At 72.1% G+C, this 18,836-nt stretch carries 18 protein-coding genes; 8 read left to right on the top strand and 10 right to left on the bottom strand.

Annotated features, from left to right (window positions below):
• Window positions 1-66: 66 nt before the first annotated feature.
• The gene (locus IEZ05_RS03810) at window positions 67-2,640 is read right to left on the bottom strand and encodes an ABC transporter ATP-binding protein/permease (RefSeq protein ID WP_189228515.1); all 2,574 of its coding nucleotides are present in this window, start codon (window positions 2,638-2,640) and stop codon (window positions 67-69) included.
• Between the two features lie 241 nt (window positions 2,641-2,881).
• On the opposite strand from IEZ05_RS03810, the gene IEZ05_RS03805 reads away from it, so the two are divergent.
• Together IEZ05_RS03805 and serB are read left to right on the top strand one after the other, a co-directional pair.
• On the top strand, window positions 2,882-4,690 hold the full coding sequence (locus tag IEZ05_RS03805; protein WP_189228514.1) for a streptophobe family protein: 1,809 nt from the start codon (window positions 2,882-2,884) through the stop codon (window positions 4,688-4,690).
• 331 nt (window positions 4,691-5,021) lie between these two features.
• Entirely contained in the window at window positions 5,022-6,254 is a 1,233-nt protein-coding gene (gene serB / locus IEZ05_RS03800; RefSeq protein ID WP_189228513.1) for a phosphoserine phosphatase SerB, read from the top strand.
• 80 nt (window positions 6,255-6,334) lie between these two features.
• On the opposite strand, the gene IEZ05_RS03795 is transcribed toward serB, so the two are convergent.
• The 4 genes from IEZ05_RS03795 to IEZ05_RS03785 form a co-directional block, all read right to left on the bottom strand.
• Window positions 6,335-6,853 carry a SixA phosphatase family protein gene (locus IEZ05_RS03795; RefSeq protein ID WP_189228512.1) on the bottom strand — a complete coding sequence of 173 codons (519 nt, stop codon included), beginning with the start codon at window positions 6,851-6,853 and terminating at the stop codon, window positions 6,335-6,337.
• A 124-nt stretch (window positions 6,854-6,977) separates the two neighbouring features.
• The gene (locus tag IEZ05_RS03790) at window positions 6,978-7,184 is read right to left on the bottom strand and encodes a hypothetical protein (RefSeq protein ID WP_189228511.1); all 207 of its coding nucleotides are present in this window, start codon (window positions 7,182-7,184) and stop codon (window positions 6,978-6,980) included.
• A 171-nt stretch (window positions 7,185-7,355) separates the two neighbouring features.
• The gene (locus tag IEZ05_RS36725; RefSeq protein WP_254718829.1) at window positions 7,356-7,472 is read right to left on the bottom strand and encodes an SGM_5486 family transporter-associated protein; all 117 of its coding nucleotides are present in this window, start codon (window positions 7,470-7,472) and stop codon (window positions 7,356-7,358) included.
• A 48-nt stretch (window positions 7,473-7,520) separates the two neighbouring features.
• On the bottom strand, window positions 7,521-8,852 hold the full coding sequence (locus tag IEZ05_RS03785; RefSeq protein WP_373298722.1) for a CynX/NimT family MFS transporter: 1,332 nt from the start codon (window positions 8,850-8,852) through the stop codon (window positions 7,521-7,523).
• Window positions 8,853-8,931: 79 nt separating this feature from the next.
• Between IEZ05_RS03785 and IEZ05_RS03780 the strand changes: the two genes are divergently transcribed.
• The gene (locus tag IEZ05_RS03780) at window positions 8,932-9,639 is read left to right on the top strand and encodes a FadR/GntR family transcriptional regulator (RefSeq protein ID WP_189228509.1); all 708 of its coding nucleotides are present in this window, start codon (window positions 8,932-8,934) and stop codon (window positions 9,637-9,639) included.
• An 8-nt stretch (window positions 9,640-9,647) separates the two neighbouring features.
• On the opposite strand, the gene IEZ05_RS03775 is transcribed toward IEZ05_RS03780, so the two are convergent.
• From IEZ05_RS03775 to fabG, 3 genes are all read right to left on the bottom strand, one after another.
• Complete coding sequence (locus tag IEZ05_RS03775; protein ID WP_189228508.1) at window positions 9,648-9,998, bottom strand: hypothetical protein; 351 nt, start codon at window positions 9,996-9,998, stop codon at window positions 9,648-9,650.
• 160 nt (window positions 9,999-10,158) lie between these two features.
• Window positions 10,159-10,926 carry an enoyl-ACP reductase FabI gene (gene fabI / locus IEZ05_RS03770; RefSeq protein ID WP_189228507.1) on the bottom strand — a complete coding sequence of 256 codons (768 nt, stop codon included), beginning with the start codon at window positions 10,924-10,926 and terminating at the stop codon, window positions 10,159-10,161.
• A 5-nt stretch (window positions 10,927-10,931) separates the two neighbouring features.
• Window positions 10,932-11,636, bottom strand: a complete 705-nt coding sequence (gene fabG, locus IEZ05_RS03765) for a 3-oxoacyl-[acyl-carrier-protein] reductase (protein ID WP_189228506.1) — start codon at window positions 11,634-11,636, stop codon at window positions 10,932-10,934.
• Window positions 11,637-11,910: 274 nt separating this feature from the next.
• Between fabG and IEZ05_RS03760 the strand changes: the two genes are divergently transcribed.
• The 3 genes from IEZ05_RS03760 (at window position 11,911) to tyrS (ending at window position 16,269) form a co-directional block, all read left to right on the top strand.
• Complete coding sequence (locus IEZ05_RS03760; RefSeq protein ID WP_189228505.1) at window positions 11,911-13,467, top strand: TldD/PmbA family protein; 1,557 nt, start codon at window positions 11,911-11,913, stop codon at window positions 13,465-13,467.
• An 82-nt stretch (window positions 13,468-13,549) separates the two neighbouring features.
• Window positions 13,550-14,944, top strand: a complete 1,395-nt coding sequence (locus tag IEZ05_RS03755) for a metallopeptidase TldD-related protein (RefSeq protein WP_189228504.1) — start codon at window positions 13,550-13,552, stop codon at window positions 14,942-14,944.
• Between the two features lie 56 nt (window positions 14,945-15,000).
• A complete protein-coding gene (tyrS, locus tag IEZ05_RS03750; RefSeq protein ID WP_189228503.1) occupies window positions 15,001-16,269 on the top strand; it encodes a tyrosine--tRNA ligase in 1,269 nt (422 codons plus the stop codon).
• Between the two features lie 66 nt (window positions 16,270-16,335).
• On the opposite strand, the gene IEZ05_RS03745 is transcribed toward tyrS, so the two are convergent.
• On the bottom strand, window positions 16,336-16,617 hold the full coding sequence (locus IEZ05_RS03745) for a GlsB/YeaQ/YmgE family stress response membrane protein (protein ID WP_189228573.1): 282 nt from the start codon (window positions 16,615-16,617) through the stop codon (window positions 16,336-16,338).
• A gap of 260 nt (window positions 16,618-16,877) precedes the next feature.
• Between IEZ05_RS03745 and IEZ05_RS03740 the strand changes: the two genes are divergently transcribed.
• Together IEZ05_RS03740 and IEZ05_RS03735 are read left to right on the top strand one after the other, a co-directional pair.
• Window positions 16,878-17,276, top strand: coding sequence for a DUF3099 domain-containing protein (locus tag IEZ05_RS03740; protein ID WP_189228502.1), 399 nt, complete (start codon window positions 16,878-16,880; stop codon window positions 17,274-17,276).
• A 234-nt stretch (window positions 17,277-17,510) separates the two neighbouring features.
• A complete protein-coding gene (locus IEZ05_RS03735; RefSeq protein ID WP_189228501.1) occupies window positions 17,511-17,729 on the top strand; it encodes a hypothetical protein in 219 nt (72 codons plus the stop codon).
• Here IEZ05_RS03735 and moaA read toward each other — a convergent pair.
• On the bottom strand, window positions 17,726-18,715 hold the full coding sequence (gene moaA, locus IEZ05_RS03730; RefSeq protein WP_225637213.1) for a GTP 3',8-cyclase MoaA: 990 nt from the start codon (window positions 18,713-18,715) through the stop codon (window positions 17,726-17,728). The genes IEZ05_RS03735 and moaA overlap by 4 nt on opposite strands.
• Between the last annotated feature and the right edge of the window lie 121 nt (window positions 18,716-18,836).

The raw sequence follows: 18,836 nt of genomic DNA, 5'->3' as shown, positions 1-18,836 counted from the left end.
TCCGCCGAACGCCGAAGGGCGGCACCCTCCTGACGGGGTGCCGCCCTTCGGGGCGTGAGGCCGGGGCTACTTGCGCATGACCTCGGGCTCGTGGCGGCGCAGGAAGCGGGCCACGAAGAAGCCGCAGATCACGCCGAGGACGATCAGCGCGGCCATGTCCATGCCCCAGGCGCCGACGGAGTGCTCCCACAGCGGGTCCGTCCCGGCACCCTCCTCGGGCGGGCTGATCCGGTTGAAGTCCAGCGTGGCACCGGCGGCGGCGACCGCCCAGCGGGACGGCATCAGGTACGAGAACTGGTTGACGCCGACCGCGCCGTTCAGGGCGAAGAGGCAGCCGGTGAAGACGACCTGGATGATCGCGAACATGACCAGCAGCGGCATGGTCTTCTCCGCGGTCTTCACCAGCGACGAGATGATCAGACCGAACATCATCGAGGTGAAGCCCAGCGCCATGATCGGCAGGGAGAGCTCGATCATCGTGGCACTGCCGAGGATCAGGCCCTCCTGCGGGATCTCCCGGCTGGCGAAGCCGATCACGCCGACCAGCAGGCCCTGGAAGACGGTGATCATGCCGAGCACGAACACCTTCGACATCAGGTACGCGGACCGCGACAGGCCGGTCGCGCGCTCCCGCTCGTAGATGACCCGTTCCTTGATCAGCTCACGGACGGAGTTCGCGGCGCCGGCGAAGCAGGCGCCGACCGCGAGGATCAGCAGGACCGTGGTGGCGGTGCCGTTCGGGATGATCCGGCCGGTCTTCGGGTTGGCCGGGTTGGGCAGCAGGCCCTTGTCCGCGTCGATGAGCAGGCTCACCGCGCCGAGCACGGCCGGCAGGATCACCATCAGGGCGAGGAAGCCCTTGTCGGAGGCGATCACCGAGACGTAGCGGCGCACCAGGGTGACGAACTGCGACATCCAGCCCTGCGGCTTCGGCGGCTTCATCGCCTGCATCGGCGAGACCTGTACGGCCTGCGGCGCGACGGCGTCGAGGTCCGCGGCGTACATCTGGTAGTGCTGCGAGCCCTTCCAGCGGCCCGCCCAGTCGTAGTCGCGGTAGTTCTCGAAGGCGGAGAAGACGTCGGCCCAGGTGTCGTAGCCGAAGAAGTTCAGCGCCTCCTCGGGCGGGCCGAAGTAGGCGACCGAGCCGCCCGGCGCCATCACCAGCAGCTTGTCGCAGATCGCCAGCTCGGCCACCGAGTGGGTGACGACGAGGACGGTACGGCCGTCGTCGGCGAGGCCGCGCAGCAACTGCATGACGTCGCGGTCCATGCCCGGGTCGAGGCCCGAGGTCGGCTCGTCCAGGAAGATCAGCGACGGCTTGGTCAGCAGCTCCAGGGCGACGGACACGCGCTTGCGCTGGCCGCCGGACAAGGAGGTGACCTTCTTGTCCTTGTGGATGTCGAGCTTGAGCTCGCGCAGCACCTCGTCGATGCGGGCGTCGCGCTCCGCGCCGGTGGTGTCGGCCGGGAAGCGCAGCTTGGCCGCGTACTTCAGGGCCTTCTTGACGGTCAGCTCCTTGTGCAGGATGTCGTCCTGCGGGACCAGACCGATGCGCTGGCGCAGCTCGGCGAACTGCTTGTACAGGTTCCGGTTGTCGTAGAGGACCTCGCCCTGGTCGGCGGGCCGGTAGCCGGTGAGCGCCTTGAGCAGGGTGGACTTGCCGGAGCCGGAGGGACCGATGACCGCGATCAGCGACTTCTCGGGGACGCCGAAGGAGACGTCCTTGAGGATCTGCTTGCCGCCGTCGACGGTGACGGTCAGATGCCGGGCGGAGAAGGACACCTCACCGGTGTCGACGAACTCCTCGAGCCGGTCCCCGACGATGCGGAACGTCGAGTGGCCGACGCCCACGATGTCCGTCGGGCCGAGCAGCTGGGAGCCGCCCTTGGTGATCGGCTGGCCGTTGACGTACGTGCCGTTGTGCGAGCCGAGGTCGCGGATCTCCATGCGGCCGTCGGGCGTCGCGTGGAACTCCGCGTGGTTGCGGGAGACCTGCAGGTCGGAGACGACCAGGTCGTTCTCCAGGGCACGGCCGATGCGCATGACGCGGCCGAGCGAGAACTGGTGGAACGTGGTCGGGCTGCGGTCCCCGTAGACCGGTGGCGCCCCCGCCGCGCCGCCGGGTCCCTGCTGCTGGGGGAAGTGCGCCGCGGGCTGCTGCGGCTGCGGCGCGGGCTGCTGCGGCACGGCCTGCTGCGGCTGCTGCCAGCCGGCCTGCTGCCCCTGCTGCTGCGGGGCCTGCCGCGGCGGCTCCTGCACCGGTGCCTGCGGCGCCCAGCCCGCGTTCGCGCCCTGCGCGGCGTACGGCTGCTGCTGCGGCTGGGCCTGCGGCGTGCCGGCGGCGGACTGCCCGGCGGTCAGGCTCAGGCGCGGTCCGTCGGTCGCGTTGCCCAGGTTCACGACCGTGCCGGCGCCGAGCTCCATGTGCTGGATCCGCTGCCCGTGCACGAACGTGCCGTTGGTGCTGCCGTGATCCTCCACGACCCAACTGCGGCCGTTGAAGCTGATCGTGGCGTGGCGCCAGGAGACCCTGGCGTCGTCGAAGACGAGCTCCCCCTGCGGATCGCGCCCGAGCGCGTATGACCGGGACGGATCGAGCGTCCAGGTCCGTCCATTAGATTCCAGTACGAGTTCCGGCACTCCATGCCCCACTGAGTTGTCCCCCGAATTGCCCCCGTCGCGGGGAGTCTAGGGATGTCGAACATCGGGGGGAACTATTCCAGGCCCGGCCCCCTGACCGAAAGTCGGGCCTTGTGAAAACCGCGTACAGGCCCACCGGCCGTTTCCGTTGACGGGGTTGAAACCTGCCCGGAGAGTGGTAATCCACGCGAGGGGGGACATGCGCGGCAACCCCGCCGCGCAGCGGATCGGGGGGTCTGCCATGAGCGCGTCCACGAGCGTCGGGAACGAGGGGTACGGCACGAGGGTGCCGTGGGCGGACGTGGTGCTGTCCGCGATCGCCTCCGTGAGCTGGGCGTTGATCGGCATGGCGGGAACGGCGGCACTGGGTCTGCGGCTGCTGGACGCGGACGCGGCGGGCTCTCTGGGTCCGATGACGGCGGCGGCCGTGGCGCTCGGCGCGGGTGGGTCGGTCACGCCGTCCGGCGATGTGTCCGCGTTCGGGCTGAAAGGTGCCGAGGCGCACACGGCCGTCGAGATCACGCCACTGGGCGTGGGTCTCGTCGGTGCGCTGCTGCTGTCGTTCTTCTTCCTCCGCTCCTTGCGGGCGGCGGGAGTTGTGGTCTCGCCCGCCGAACTCCTCGCCCGCGCGGTCGCGGTGACGGTCCTGTTCGTGGCGATGCTGAGGGGGCTCGCCTGGGCGGGGCACGACGTCGTGACCATCGACGGCGGCTCGCTCGGGCTCGACGACCTGCCCGGCGGCGGGGGCGGTGACGGGGGCGTGGAGATCCCGGGGCTCGGTGATCTCGGGGACCTCGGCGGGTTGCTGCCCGACCGGGTCGGTGACCTGGTCGGCGCCGAGGCCGCGGTCGGTTTCCGCGTCGAGACGGTGCCGACGCTGCTGGGGGGACTGGTCTGGTGCGTCGGGGTCCTGCTGATCGCGCTGCTGGCCTCGCGCCGCACGCCCCTGCCGCGCGGGTGCGAGGCCGTGCACCGGGTGGTGCGGCCGGCCGTGTCCGCCCTGGTCACGGTGGCGCTGACGGCGGTGGCGGCCGGGTACGCGGCGGCGGCGTACGCGGCGATCGGTGACGATCATCCCCGGCGGATCGCGGGGGCGGCGCTGCTGGGTGCGCCGAACGGTGTCTGGCTCGGCGTGCCGATCGGTCTGTTCGTGCCGTGGGACGGGCGGGCGACGGGTCCGCTGACCCGCTTCCTGCCGGATCCGCTGGACGAGCTGCTGAGCGCGGGTGGCGACGAGCCGGTCACGCTCGAGCGACTGGCGGAGCTGGACGGGCGGGTCTGGCTGCTGGGCGTGGCGGCGGCGTCGCTGATGCTGCTTGCGGGGGTGCTGACGGCGGCGCGGACGCCGGTGGCGGGAGGTTCGGGCTTCGTCGGGCGGTGTGCGCTGCGGCTGGGGATCGCCACCGCGTTGTCGCTCCCGCTGCTGGCCCTGCTGACGGAGGTGTCCGTGGACGCCTCGCTGTCGGTGCTCGGCATCGACGCGTTCGGGGCCGGCATCGACCTGCGTGGCCATCTCGGCGCGGCACTGCTCCTGGGCGCGGCGTGGGGCGCGGGCGCGGGAGCCGCGGGGGCGCTGCTCGCGCGGGTGAGCGGAGCGGCGGGCCGGTGGGCGACGCCCGCGGCACGGGGTGCCGCGGTGGCCGGGGCGGCGGGAGACGCCGGGGCGGGGTTCGGAGGGGCACCGGGGTCGTCCGGGCGGAGCGGTGCCCCGTACGGGCCGGAAGGTTCCCCGTACCGGTCCGAAGGCGCCCCGTACCGGCCGCCCGACGCGGACACCAACCCGTATCTGCGTACCCCGGACGCAGCGCGCGGACCCGAGGACGCCCGGCCCCCGGGTGCGGGAGCGGCTCCGCCGGGTGAGCGGCCGTCCGACGACGGCCGCGACCTGTACGGCGCCGAGACCGTGGTCGGCCCCCTGGACCCGTCCCCGCGTCCGCCGGGGCGGCCCGGGCGGCCCGGGGACCGGCCGCCGTCCCGGTGGGGCGAAGGTCCTCCTCCCCCGCCGCCCCCGCCTCCGGCGCCGCCACGGGGGCCGAGGGGCGGGCAGTGAGCCCGCCCCCACGCAGGGCATGGCTGCCACGGGTACGCCGCAGTCCCGCGCTGTGGCAGGCGGCGGACCCGGCCGAGCCCGCCGGCGGCTGCACGGGGGCGAGGGGCAGGGGCGGAGGGTGCGCGGCGCCCGGGCGGGGCGGCGCGTCGGGCGGCCGCCGGGGCGCGGCGCCCGGACCGGGCAGCCGCGGACGGCGTCGTACCGGGCCGCGTGGCCCGCGGCCGTGCCGTCCCGTCATGTCCGCGCAACCCGGGCGTCGCCGAGTGTTCCGTGTCCGCCAGGCGGACCTCGCGGGCGGAAGGCACCGCGTGCCGGATACGGTGAGAACACCATGAGCGCTACGCAGACCTCTGACGTTCCCACTCTCCTCGTCAAGATCTTCGGCAAGGACCGGCCGGGCATCACGGCCGGCCTGTTCGACACCCTCGCCGCCTACTCCGTCGACGTGGTCGACATCGAGCAGGTCGTCACCCGTGGCCGGATCGTGCTGTGCGCGCTCGTGACCGAGCCGCCCCGGGCGCTGGAGGGCGATCTACGGGCGACCGTCCACAGCTGGGCGGAGTCGATGAAGATGCAGGCCGAGATCATCTCCGGCATCGGTGACAACCGGCCGCGCGGCCTCGGCCGCTCCCTGGTGACCGTGCTCGGCCACCCGCTCACCGCGGAGGCGACGGCCGCCATAGCGGCCACGATCACCCGGACCGGCAGCAACATCGACCGTATCTTCCGGCTCGCCAAGTACCCCGTGACCGCAGTCGAGTTCGCGGTGTCGGGCGTCGAGACCGAGCCGCTGCGCACCGCCCTGGCGACCGAGGCGGCGGCGCTCGGTGTGGACGTCGCGGTCGTCTCGGCCGGGCTGCACCGGCGGGCGCAGCGCCTGGTGGTGATGGACGTCGACTCCACGCTGATCCAGGACGAGGTCATCGAGCTGTTCGCGGCGCACGCGGGCTGCGAGGACAAGGTCGCCGAGGTGACGGCGGCCGCGATGCGCGGGGAGCTGGACTTCGAGCAGTCGCTGCACGCCCGCGTGGCGCTGCTGGCGGGGCTGGACGCCTCCGTGGTGGAGAAGGTGCGCGCCGAGGTGCGGCTGACGCCGGGTGCCCGCACCCTGATCCGCACGCTGAAGCGGCTCGGCTACCAGGTGGGGGTCGTCTCCGGCGGCTTCACCCAGGTCACCGACGATCTGAAGGAGCGGCTGGGGCTGGACTTCGCCCAGGCCAACACGCTGGAGATCGTCGACGGCCGGCTGACCGGCCGGGTCACCGGGGAGATCGTGGACCGGGCCGGCAAGGCGCGGCTGCTGCGCCGGTTCGCCGCCGAGGCGGGCGTACCGCTGGCGCAGACCGTGGCGATCGGGGACGGCGCCAACGACCTGGACATGCTGAACGCGGCCGGGCTCGGGGTCGCCTTCAACGCCAAGCCGGTGGTGCGCGAGGCGGCGCACACCGCGGTGAACGTGCCGTTCCTGGACACGGTCCTGTATCTGCTCGGCATCACCCGCGAAGAGGTCGAGGCGGCGGACACCCTGGCCGAGGACCTCCCCGACGGCCTCGACCTGCCCTGACCCGCCGCCGGTACGACGAGGGGCCCGGACCGCACGGGTGCCGGGCCCTGCCGCGTCGGGTCGGGTCGGGTCGGGTCGGGTCAGTCGGTCGGCGCCCAGTAGTCGACCAGCGAGGCCACGCCCGGTTCCACGGTCTTCCAGGAGCCGGTGAAGGACAGGACGGCGAAGGCGGCGGCCGGGAAGCCGCGGCGGCCCATCCGCTCACGGACGTCGTCCTCGGCCGAGCCTGCAAGGATCTCGGTGAGCCCCTCCATGGCCGGGTTGTGGCCGATCACCAGCACGTTCCGCAGGTCGTCGGGGGTCTCGTTGAGCACGGCGATCAGTTCGCCGGGCGAGGCCTCGTAGATCCGCTCCTCGTAGACGGTTTTCGGCCGGTGCGGGAACTCCGCGACGGCGAGCTTCCAGGTCTCGCGGGTCCGCACGGAGGTGGAGCACAGGGCCTGATCGACGGGGATACCGGTGTCGGCGAGCCTGCGTCCGGCCTCTGCGGCCTCCTTTCGGCCTCGATCGGCGAGCGGCCGCTCGTGGTCGGACACCTGTGGCCAGTCGGCTTTCGCATGCCGGAAGAGGATGATCCTGCGGGATTCTGCGACGCTCATGGCATCCAGCTTCGCATGAAACAGGCCACGGGGCGCAGGGAGTTGACATGCGGATTCACCGGGGGAACGCACGATCGGACGGCATCGCCGGCCGGCCGCGTGCCTCGGGTCCCGCCGTGCGGCGTCAGCGGGCGGTCAGGTGCTGCACCCGCTCCAGGAGGTGCGCGATCGCCGGCTCGCCGCCGGCCGCGTGGGCGTCCGCGGGGTCGATGATCAGCAGGAGCAGCGTGACGAAGGCGAGGGCGGGCAGGGCGAGCGCCCACCAGGGCAGACGCATCTCGACGCGGCCCCGGGTCGCCGGGTGGGTCCGGGTGTGGGTAGGGGCCGACATGAGTGCCTCCGCTGGTCTTCGGACGTCCCTGGTCCGTGCTCCGCGATCCGCCTGACGCGGTCACCTCTCGAAGCTACGGAATCCGAGGGGTCCGGCCCATCCGGAGGACCACCCACTCGACCCTGACCCCTGCCCCCTAGGGGACGGGGGGTTAACCCCACCCCCGGCCGGTCACGGCGAGGCGATCGTCGCGACGATGCCGATGATCACGAAGATCGCGAGGATGGCGCCGAAGACGAGCAGCAACTTCTTCTGGCTGTTCTGGGGGTTCGGGTCCAGGACTGGCATGGCGACAGTCTCCCATCCCGGTCCCGCGACGAGGTCGGCGGGCCGGGATCAGCGGGCCGCTTCCTGCTCCACGGTGCGGTCGCGCCCCGCGAGGACGCCCACCACCATCTGCGGCACCATCAGGGCGGCCATCAGCGCGATCGGCAGGCCCCAGCCGCCGCTGTGCTGGTAGAGCACGCCCACCAGGAGCGGACCCGGGATGGAGATCAGGTAGCCGGTGCTCTGCGCGAAGGCGGACAGCTGGGCGACGCCCGCACCCGTCCTGGCCCGCATCCCGACCATGGTCAGGGCGAGCGGGAAGGCGCAGTTGGAGATGCCGAGCAACAGCGCCCAGACCCAGGCACCGCCGGCCGGAGCCAGGTACAGCCCGGCGTATCCGGCGAGCCCGCACAGGCCCAGGACCACCACGATGGGGCCCTGCTGCGGCAGGCGGGTGGCGACGCGCGGGATGACGAAGGCCAGCGGCACGCCCATCACCATGATGACGGCCAGCAGCAGACCGGCGGTGCCGGCGGACACCCCGGCGTCCCGGAAGATCTGCGCCGCCCAGCCCATCGTGACGTAGGCGGCCGTGGCCTGGAGTCCGAAGAAGACGGCGAGCGCCCAGGCGGTACGGCTGCGGGTGATCCGCAGAGCGGGCTGCTCGGCCGGTCCGTCCGTGCCCGCGGGGGCGTCCGTGGGGGTCTCCTGGGCGGAGGGCGCCTTCCGGTTCCGTACGAAGGGAATCCACGGCAGGACGGCCGCCGCCGCCAGCGCGGCCCACACCGCGAGGCCGGGCTGCCAGTCGCCGCCCAGCGCGTTCGTGACGGGCACGGTCGCCGCGGCGGCGATCGAGGTGCCGAAGGCGAGTGCCATCGAGTACAGGCCGGTCATGGAGCCGACCCGGTCGGGGAAGAAGCGCTTGACGATGACCGGCATCAGGACGTTGCTGACCGCGATGCCCATGAGCGCGAGGGCGCTGGCGGCCAGGAAGCCGGCCGTGCCGCCCGCGTACGGGCGTATCAGCAGGCCCGCGGCGATGGCGACCATGCCCGCGCACACCACCGCGCCGGGGCCGAAGCGGCGGGCGAGGCGCGGGGCGGTGACCCCGAAGACGGCGAAGCAGAGCGGCGGGACCGAGGTGAGCAGTCCGGCGACGCTGCCGCTCATGCCGAGCCCGTCGCGGACCTCTTCCAGGAGCGCGCCCAGGCTGGTGATGGCCGGGCGGAGGTTGAGGGCGGCGAGGACGATGCCGAGCATGAGCAGGCGTGTCGTCCACGTCGTCCACGCGCGCGTGCCGGGCCCTCCGGGTCCCGCGGGTCCGTCGGGTCCCCGGGTGTCGCGTGCTGCCGACTCGCCGACGGTCGTGGAGTTCAGCGTCCGGGTTTCCTCACTAGCCATGAGGCCCATCATAGAATCATGGGATGATTGGTTGTCCACCTGCGGCTCTCCGCCGCGGGATCGTGTGCGAAGGTGAGCCATGCCCCTGAGCCATCCCCGTCGTTCGGCACTGTCCGAGCAGGTCATCACGGCGTTGCGGCAGCAGATCGCCTCGGGCGAGTGGCCGGTCGGCTCCCGCATCCCGACGGAGCCCGAGCTGGTCGAACAGCTCGGTGTCGCGCGGAACACGGTCCGTGAGGCGGTCCGTGCCCTGGCCCACAACGGGCTGCTGGACATCCGTCAGGGATCCGGCACGTACGTGGTGGCGACCAGCGAGCTGGCGGGCGTGATGCACCGCCGCTTCGCCGACGCCGACCCCCGGCACATCGCGGAGCTGCGCTCCACGCTGGAGTCGTCGGCGGCCAGGCTCGCGGCCGAGCGGCGCACGGAGAAGGACCTCAAGCAGCTCGACGCGCTCCTGGTGCGCCGGGAGGAGGCGTGGGAGTCGGGTGACACGGAGGCGTTCGTGGCGGCGGACGCGACCTTCCACCTGGCCGTCGTGGCGGCCTCGCACAACGACGTGATGACCGCGATGTACGCGGACCTCGGCGAGGTGATGCGGGACTGGCTGCGCGAGGACGTGGGCAGCGAGCTGACGCCGGAGACGCACATGGACCACACGCGGCTGGTCGACGCGATCCGCGCGTCGGACGCGGCGACGGCCGGCCAGGAGGCGGCGGGCTATCCGTTCCTGTGCCGCCCGGGCCGCCTCCACAGGCCTGCCGCGGATCTCGGCTCACCCGCCTGAGGCTCCCCTCAGCCGGCTCGCCGGTGGCTCACCCACGCCGTCTGTACGTCCTTCCAGCACCGTCCGTCCAGCCGTACGGTCTGCGCGGGACCGGCCTCGACCGCCGGTCCGTCGCTGTCGAGGTCCCACCAGCGGGCGCACTCGATGTGCAGGCGCACCTCGTCGGTGTCCGGGTACGGGTTGTGGCAGTAGGCGGTCACGCCGGAGCCGTCGACACGGATCCGGCACTCGGCGCCGAACAGTTCGGCAGGCGCGGCGTCCCGGGAGGGCACGCGCGCGTGGGACATCGCTTCGCACGGCAGGAGCAGCACGCAGGCGAGGGCGAGGGTCGCTGAGGCCAGGCGGTGGAGTGGACGCACAAGAGGACCTCCTCGGCCGTGCTGGGGAGGGAAAGCGCGTGGGGGACTCGTCCTCAGCGTGCGCCGCCGGCCGCCCGGCCGCCCGGCCGATTCAGCCGAACGGGTGACAACGCGAAGGGCCCGCGCCCCGAAGGGGACGCGGGCCCTCGAAGGCGCTCGGTCAGGCGCCGATGGCGTGCAGACCGCCGTCGACGTGGATGATCTCGCCGGTGGTCTTCGGGAACCAGTCGCTCAGCAGCGCGACGACACCCTTGCCGGCCGGCTCCGGGTCCTTGAGGTCCCACTCCAGCGGGGAGCGGCTGTCCCACACCGAGGCCAGCTCGCCGAAGCCCGGGATGGACTTGGCGGCCATGGAGCCGATCGGGCCCGCCGAGATCAGGTTGCAGCGGATGTTCTGCTTGCCGAGGTCGCGGGCCATGTAGCGGCTGGTGGCCTCCAGGGCGGCCTTGGCCGGGCCCATCCAGTCGTACTGCGGCCAGGCGTACTGGGCGTCGAAGGTGAGGCCGACGACCGAGCCGCCGTTCTGCATCAGCGGCAGGCAGGCCATGGTCAGCGACTTCAGGGAGTACGCCGAGACGTGCATGGCGGTGGCGACCGACTCGAACGGCGTGTTCAGGAAGTTGCCGCCGAGCGCGTCCTGGGGCGCGAAGCCGATGGAGTGCACGACGCCGTCCAGGCCGCCGAGCTCCTCGCCGACGACGTCGGCCAGGCGGCCGAGGTGCTCGTCGTTGGTGACGTCGAGCTCGATGACCTTGGTGGGCTTCGGCAGCTTCTTGGCGATGCGCTCGGTCAGCGTCGGCCGCGGGAACGCGGTCAGGATGATCTCGGCGCCCTGCTCCTGGGCCAGCTTGGCGGTGTGGAAGGCGATGGACGACTCCATCAGCACACCGGTGATCAGGACGCGCTTGCCCTCGAGGATTCCGCTCATGGTGTTCAGTGACCCATTCCCAGTCCGCCGTCAACGGGAATGACGGCTCCAGTGATGTACGACGCGTCGTCCGAGGCGAGGAACCGCACCGTCGCGGCGATCTCCTCCGGCTGCGCGTACCGGCCGAGCGGCACCTGCGACACGATGCCGGCCCGCTGCTCGTCGGTGAGCACCTTGGTCATGTCGGTGTCGACGAAGCCGGGGGCGACGACGTTGAAGGTGATGTTGCGCGACCCCAGCTCGCGGGCGAGGGACCGGGCGAAGCCGACCAGGCCGGCCTTGGAGGCGGCGTAGTTCGCCTGTCCCGCGGAGCCGAGCAGCCCGACCACCGACGAGATCAGCACGACGCGGCCCTTCTTGGCGCGCAGCATGCCGCGGTTGGCACGCTTGACGACCCGGAAGGTGCCGGTGAGGTTGGTGTCGAGGACGGACGTGAAGTCCTCCTCGGACATGCGCATCAGCAGCTGGTCCTTGGTGACGCCGGCGTTGGCGACCAGGACCTCGACGGTGCCGTGCGCTTCCTCGATCTCCTTGTAGGCCTGCTCCACCTGCTCGCTGTCGGTGATGTCGCACTTGACGGCGAGGAAGCCCTCCGGCGGCTCACCCGAGCGGTACGTGATCGCGACCTTGTCGCCGGCGTCGGCGAAAGCGCGGGCGATGGCGAGGCCGATGCCCCGGTTGCCTCCGGTGACGAGAACCGAGCGGCTCAACGGATCACCCTTTCAATTGCGGTCTGGTGTCCGCCCGACACCCGGTCGACGGGCGGCGATGACAGGCGGCTTCCTCGAAAACCTATCGGTCCCCGCCCGCTCCCGGGGAATCGGGCACCCACAGTGGCTCAGGGCACTCACTGTCGGGTCCCTACAGAAAGGCACCGGCGCCGCACGGAAAGGTGTGGTCCCGTACCGGCCGACGCGACATGATGCGGCGCAGCCCCCGGTACCGCCGCGGACGACCGGTCACCGTCGACAGAAAGAGACGCAGGTGCCTCATAGCATCGACGAAGCCTTCACGGCACTCCCCCTACGCGCCCTCGCCGACGCCGCGCTCGCCCGCGCGCGTTCGCTGGGTGCCGAGCACGCGGACTTCCGGCTGGAGCGGGTGCGCAGCGCCTCCTGGCGGCTGAGGGACGCCAAGCCCGCCGGGTCGTCGGACACCACCGACCTCGGGTACGCGGTACGCGTGGTGCACGGCGGGACGTGGGGTTTCGCGTCCGGTGTGGATCTCACGCTCGACGCCGCCGCCAAGGTCGCCTCGCAGGCGGTGGCGATGGCCAAGCTGTCCGCGCAGGTCATCAAGGCCGCCGGGTCGGACGTGGGGGCACCTCCCACGCCTTTCGGGCAGTGGGGGAGGGTGGAGCTGGCCGACGAGCCTGTGCACGCCGACCGGACGTGGATCTCGTCGTACGAGATCGACCCCTTCACCGTGCCCGGCGAGGAGAAGGCGGCGCTGCTGGCCGACTGGAGCGCGCGGCTGCTGGCGGCCGACGGGGTCGACCACGTCGACGCCTCGCTGCTCACCGTCCACGAGAACAAGTTCTACGCCGACAGCGCGGGGACCGTGACCACGCAGCAGCGCGTGCGGCTGCACCCGGTGCTCACGGCCGTGTCGGTGGACGACTCCAGCGGTGAGTTCGACTCCATGCGCACCCTCGCGCCGCCCGCCGGACGCGGCTGGGAGTACCTGACGGGCACCGGCTGGGACTGGGACGCCGAGCTGGCCGAGATTCCCGGGCTGCTGGCCGAGAAGATGCGCGCGCCGAGCGTGGACCCGGGCCTGTACGACCTGGTCGTCGACCCGTCCAACCTGTGGCTGACGATCCACGAGTCCATCGGGCACGCCACCGAGCTGGACCGCGCCCTGGGGTACGAGGCCGCCTACGCCGGTACCTCCTTCGCCACCTTCGACCAGCTCGGCAAGCTGCGCTACGGCTCGGAGCTGATGAACGTCACCGGCGACCGCACCGCCGAGCACGGCCTGGCGACGGTCGGGTACGACGACGAGGGCGTCGAGGGCCAGTCCTGGGACCTGGTGAAGGACGGCACGCTGGTCGGCTACCAGCTCGACCGGCGCATCGCGAGGCTCACCGGGTTCGAGCGGTCCAACGGGTGCGCCTACGCCGACTCCCCCGGCCACGTGCCGGTGCAGCGGATGGCCAACGTGTCGCTGCGGCCGGATCCGGGCGGGCTGTCGACGGAGGATCTGATCGGGGGCGTGGACCGGGGCATCTACGTCGTCGGGGACCGGTCGTGGTCCATCGACATGCAGCGCTACAACTTCCAGTTCACCGGTCAGCGGTTCTTCCGCATCGAGAACGGGCGTCTCGCCGGGCAGCTGCGGGACGTGGCCTACCAGGCGACGACCACCGACTTCTGGGGGTCCATGGCGGCCGTCGGCGGTCCGCAGACGTACGTCCTGGGCGGCGCGTTCAACTGCGGCAAGGCCCAGCCGGGACAGGTCGCGGCCGTCTCCCACGGCTGCCCGTCCGCCCTCTTCAAGGGAGTCAACATCCTCAACACCACGCAGGAGGCGGGGCGATGATCGCGCGCATCGAGGTCGGCCGGGGGTCCGGGGGTCGCCCCCCGGGCAAGCACAGTCTCAACACCACGCAGGAGGCCGGTCGATGATCGCGCGCACGAACAAGCCGCACGAGATCGTCGAGCGGGCGCTGGAGCTGTCCCGGGCGGACGGGTGCGTGGTCATCGCCGACGAGGAGTCCACCGCCAACCTGCGCTGGGCGGGCAACGCGCTCACCACCAACGGCGTCACGCGCGGGCGCACGCTCACCGTCGTCGCGACGGTCGACGGGCAGCGGGGCACGGCGTCCGGCGTGGTGTCGCGCTCGGCGGTGACCGTGGACGAGCTGGAGCCGCTGGTGCGGGCCGCCGAGGCCGCCGCGCGCGGCGCAGGGCCCGCCGAGGACGCGCAGCCGCTGGTCACGGGCGTGCCCACCTCCCCCGACTTCACCGACGCGCCCGCCGAGACGTCGTCGGCCGTGTTCGCCGACTTCGCGCCGGCCCTGGGCGAGGCGTTCGCCCGCGCGCGTGCGGGCGGCCGGGAGCTGTACGGCTTCGCCCGCCACGAGCTGACGTCGACGTACCTGGGTACGTCCACGGGTCTGCGGCTGCGGCACGACCAGCCCACCGGGACGCTGGAGCTGAACGCCAAGTCCCCCGACCGCACCCGGTCGGCGTGGGCGGGGCGTTCCACGCGGGACTTCAAGGACGTCGACCCGGCGGCGCTCGACGCCGAGCTGGCCGTACGGCTCGGCTGGGCGGAGCGCCGGGTGGAGCTGCCCGCCGGCCGGTACGAGACGCTGCTGCCGCCGACCGCGGTCGCCGACCTGCTGATCTACCAGCTGTGGTCGGCCTCGGGCCGGGACGCCGCCGAGGGCCGCACCGTGTTCTCCACGCCGGGCGGTGGCACGCGCGTCGGCGAGCGGCTCGGCGAGCTGCCGATGACGCTGCGCAGCGACCCGCACGAGCCGGGCCTGGAGAGCGCCCCGTTCGTGATCGCGCACGCCTCCGGCGGCGACCAGTCGGTGTTCGACAACGGGCTGCCGGTCGCGGCGACGGACTGGATCCGCGCGGGTGAGCTGAACCGGCTGACCACCACCCGGCACAGTGCCGCGCTGACCGGGCTGCCGGTGGCCCCGGCGATCGACAACCTCGTCCTGGAGGGCGGCTCCGGCCGCTCCCTGGAGGAGATGGTCGCCGGCACCGGGCGGGGGCTGCTGCTGACCTGCCTGTGGTACATCCGCGAGGTCGACCCGGCGACGCTGCTGCTGACCGGCCTGACCCGGGACGGCGTCTACCTCGTCGAGGACGGCGAGGTCGTCGGCGAGGTGAACAACTTCCGCTTCAACGAGTCGCCGGTCTCGCTGCTGGGCCGGGCCACGGAGGCCGGGCGCACGGAGAAGACGCTGCCCAGGGAGTGGGGCGACTGGTTCACCAGGGCCGCGATGCCCGCGCTGAGGGTGCCGGACTTCAATATGAGCTCCGTCAGCCAGGGCGTATAACCTCGTACCTGATTCCGGGACCACCCGTCGAGCCCATCCGAGGAGACAAGAGAACCGTGACGGACATCGTCGACGAGCTGAAGTGGCGTGGCGTGATCGCCCTGTCCACTGACGAGGACGCTTTGCGCAAGGCGCTCGCGGACGGTCCCGTCACGTTCTATTGCGGCTTCGACCCGACCGCGGCCAGCCTGCACGTCGGCCACCTGGTGCAGGTGCTCACCATGCGCCGGCTCCAGCGGGCGGGCCTGCGCCCGCTGGCCCTGGTCGGCGGCGCCACGGGCCAGATCGGCGACCCCCGCCCCACGGCGGAGCGCACCCTGAACGACCCGGAGACGGTCGCGAACTGGGTGACCCGGCTGCGCGGGCAGATCGAGCCGTTCCTGTCCTTCGAGGGCGACAACGCCGCGGTGATGGTGAACAACCTGGACTGGACGGCCGGCATGTCGGCCATCGAGTTCCTGCGTGACATCGGCAAGCACTTCCGCGTCAACAAGATGCTGACGAAGGACTCGGTCGCGCGGCGGCTGGAGTCGGCCGAGGGCATCAGCTACACGGAGTTCAGCTACCAGCTGCTGCAGGGCATGGACTTCCTGGAGCTGTACCGGCGCCACGGCTGCACGCTCCAGCAGGGCGGCAGCGACCAGTGGGGCAATCTCACGGCGGGCCTGGACCTGATCCACCGGCTGGAACCGCAGGCCCAGGTGCACGCGCTGGCGACCCCGCTGATGACCAAGGCGGACGGCACCAAGTTCGGCAAGACCGAAGGTGGCGCCGTCTGGCTCGACCCGGAGATGACGACGCCGTACGCGTTCTACCAGTTCTGGCTGAACGCCGACGACCGGGACATCTCGGGCTACATGCGGATCCTGTCCTTCAGGTCCCGTGAGGAGCTGGAAGAGCTGGAGAAGCAGACCGAGGAGCGTCCGCAGGCCCGGGCCGCGCAGCGCGCGCTGGCGGAGGAGCTGACGACGCTGGTGCACGGTGCCGACCAGACGGCCGCGGTGATCGCCGCGTCCAAGGCCCTCTTCGGCCAGGGCGACCTGTCCGAGCTGGACGACCGGACGCTGACCGCGGCCCTCTCCGAGCTGCCGCACGTGAAGGTCGCCGAGCTGGGCCCGGTCGTGGACCTGTTCGCCGAGGTCGGCCTGGTGGCCAGCAAGTCCGCCGCGCGCCGCACGGTCAAGGAGGGCGGCGCCTACGTGAACAACGTCAAGGTCGCCGGTGAGGACGCCGTCCCCGCCGCGGAGGACCTGCTGCACGGGCGCTGGCTGGTGCTGCGCCGCGGCAAGAAGAACCTGGCCGCGGTGGAGGTCACCGGCGCCTGAGCGCGCGTACGAGGGGCGGTTCGCGGTGCCTTGCGGCGACCGTGGGCCGCCCCTTCGCCGTACGCGTCAGGCGCGTTCCCGCCGCCTGTTGCCCCGCACCGCCATGTAGGCGGCGTCGCCGAGGGCGACGATGATGATCGCGGCCACCAGCTGGAAGAGGTGGCGCCACCAGTCGATGCCGGAGGTCGCCTCGACCCCGACCGCGCGGGCGATCGCGTTGCCGGCGATGGCACCGAGCATGCCGAAGATGGTGGTCAGCCACAGGGGGCTGTGCTGCTTCCCCGGAATGATCGCCTTGGCGATCAGACCGAGCACGAATCCGACGATGATCGCCCACAACCAGCCCATGGCTGCCTCCCTCATACGGCTCCAGGTGAGCATTGCCGCCAGTCTTCGGCCGTACCGCGAACGGCGCATGCCGGGTACGGCCGAACGGGGCATCCGCCTACGCGGCGCGGCGCACGCCGGGCGCGCGAACCGGGGGCGACCCGGTCTCGTGGGAGGCGCGGACGCGGCGTAACGTGGAGTCGTCCGGGACCGGGGTCCCCGAGCGGCCGCGGACGGAAGCGGGGCGGGGAAAGACCGATGCGGGCGGTTGGTGGAACGTGATGCGGAAGCTGGGCGGCGGGCAGAACACAGAGGTCTTTCGGATCACCGGGGCCCGTACGGGCCTCCAGGAGGATGTGCGCGGGCGGCAGCGCCGCTACGTCATCTCGATGTCGGTCCGTACGGTTTCGGTCATCCTCGCGGCATGCCTGTGGAACGTGGAACGGCACGTCGCGATCGTGGCGCTGGTGCTCGGCGCCGTGCTGCCCTACATCGCGGTCGTGATCGCGAACGCGGGACGGGAGAACGCGCCGTCGTTGCCGTCGACGTTCGTGACGGTGCCCGCACCGCCGATGATCACGGCCCCGCGGGCGGACGACGGCCGGGCGGAATCCGTCCCGGAAGACGCGGCGCCGGGTCCGGCGCCGGGCTCCGCCGGTGGGCCGCACGGCACGTCGTGACCGCCGAGGAGGCGGCGATCGGGCGCCCGGGAACCGGTCGGGGCGGGCGTCGATTCCGCGCCAGGCTCAAGAAAAGCTCAGATCAATCATGTTGTTCCGGTGCCGGGTGGCGGGTGACCCGTGACATACTTCGTACGCGCTCCGCATCCCCCGTCGGAGCGACGGACCGACGCCGGGCAGCTCCCCCCGTGGCTGCTCGGCGTCGCCTTTTTCCGTGAGTTGTGAGACGAACCTGTGAGTGACGAACCGACCCCGATCTGCTCCGCCAAGGGCTGCCGCAGTGCCGCCGTGTGGGTGCTGGCGTGGAACAACCCGAAGGTGCACACGCCGGAGCGCCGCAAGACGTGGCTCGCCTGCGAGGAGCACCGGGAGCACCTCTCCCAGTTCCTCGGGGTGCGGGGCTTCCTGAAGGACGTCGCCAGGTTCGAGGACTGGCAGGCGGCCGAGCGCTAGCCGCCGATCGCCGACATCGGCCGGTCGGGCTGGACGAACGTCGGGTCGTCGAGGCCCGCGCCCGCCTTCTTGCCCCACATGGCGAGCCGCCAGATGCGGGCGATCTCCTCGTCCGGGGCACCGGAGCGCAGGGCTGCGCGCAGGTCGGTCTCCTCGGTGGCGAACAGACAGGTGCGCACCTGGCCGTCGGCGGTCAGGCGGGTGCGGTCGCAGGCCGAGCAGAACGGTCGGGTGACGGAGGCGATGACGCCGACGCGGTGCGGGCCGCCGTCCACCAGCCAGCGTTCGGCGGGGGCCGAGCCGCGCGCCTCGGAGCCCTCGGCGGTCAGCTCGAAGCGGGTGCGCAGGGAGGTGAGGATGTCACCGGCGGTGACCATGCCCTCGCGCTTCCAGCCGTGCTGGGCGTCCAGGGGCATCTGCTCGATGAAGCGCAGCTCGTAATCGTGCTCGACGGCCCAGGCCAGCAGGTCGGGTGCCTCGTCGTCGTTGAGGCCCGGCATCAGGACCGAGTTCACCTTCACCGGGGTCAGGCCCGCATCGCGGGCGGCCTCGAGGCCCTCCAGGACGTCCTTGTGGCGGTCCCGGCGGGTGAGCGTCTTGAAGACGTCCGGGCGCAGGGTGTCCAGGGAGACGTTGACCCGGTCCAGGCCCGCGGCCTTCAGGGCCGTCGCCGTGCGCCTGAGGCCGATGCCGTTGGTGGTGAGGGACATCTGGGGGCGCGGCTCCAGGGCGGCGACCCGCTCGACGATGCCGACCAGGCCGGGGCGCAGCAGCGGCTCCCCGCCGGTGAAACGCACCTCCTCGATGCCGAGGGAGGTGACCGCGATGTCGATCAGGCGGACGATCTCGTCGTCCGTGAGCAGGTCGGGCTTGGCCAGCCACTGCAGGCCCTCTTCCGGCATGCAGTACGTGCAGCGCAGGTTGCAGCGGTCGGTCAGCGAGACCCTCAGGTCGGTGGCCACTCGGCCGTAGGTGTCGATGAGCACGTGGGCCCCCTCCTCGACGCGGATCGGTGGAGCGCTTCTCTCCTCCGACACCTGCGAGCCTACGTGACCGCGCCGACAACGACAGCGGCCCGATCCCTACGACGTACGGCGCGGCCCCGTC

The sequence above is a fragment of the Streptomyces flaveolus genome (assembly GCF_014648815.1).
Taxonomy (GTDB): Bacteria; Actinomycetota; Actinomycetes; order Streptomycetales; family Streptomycetaceae; genus Streptomyces; species Streptomyces flaveolus.
This window is presented reverse-complemented; position numbering and strand designations above follow the sequence as displayed.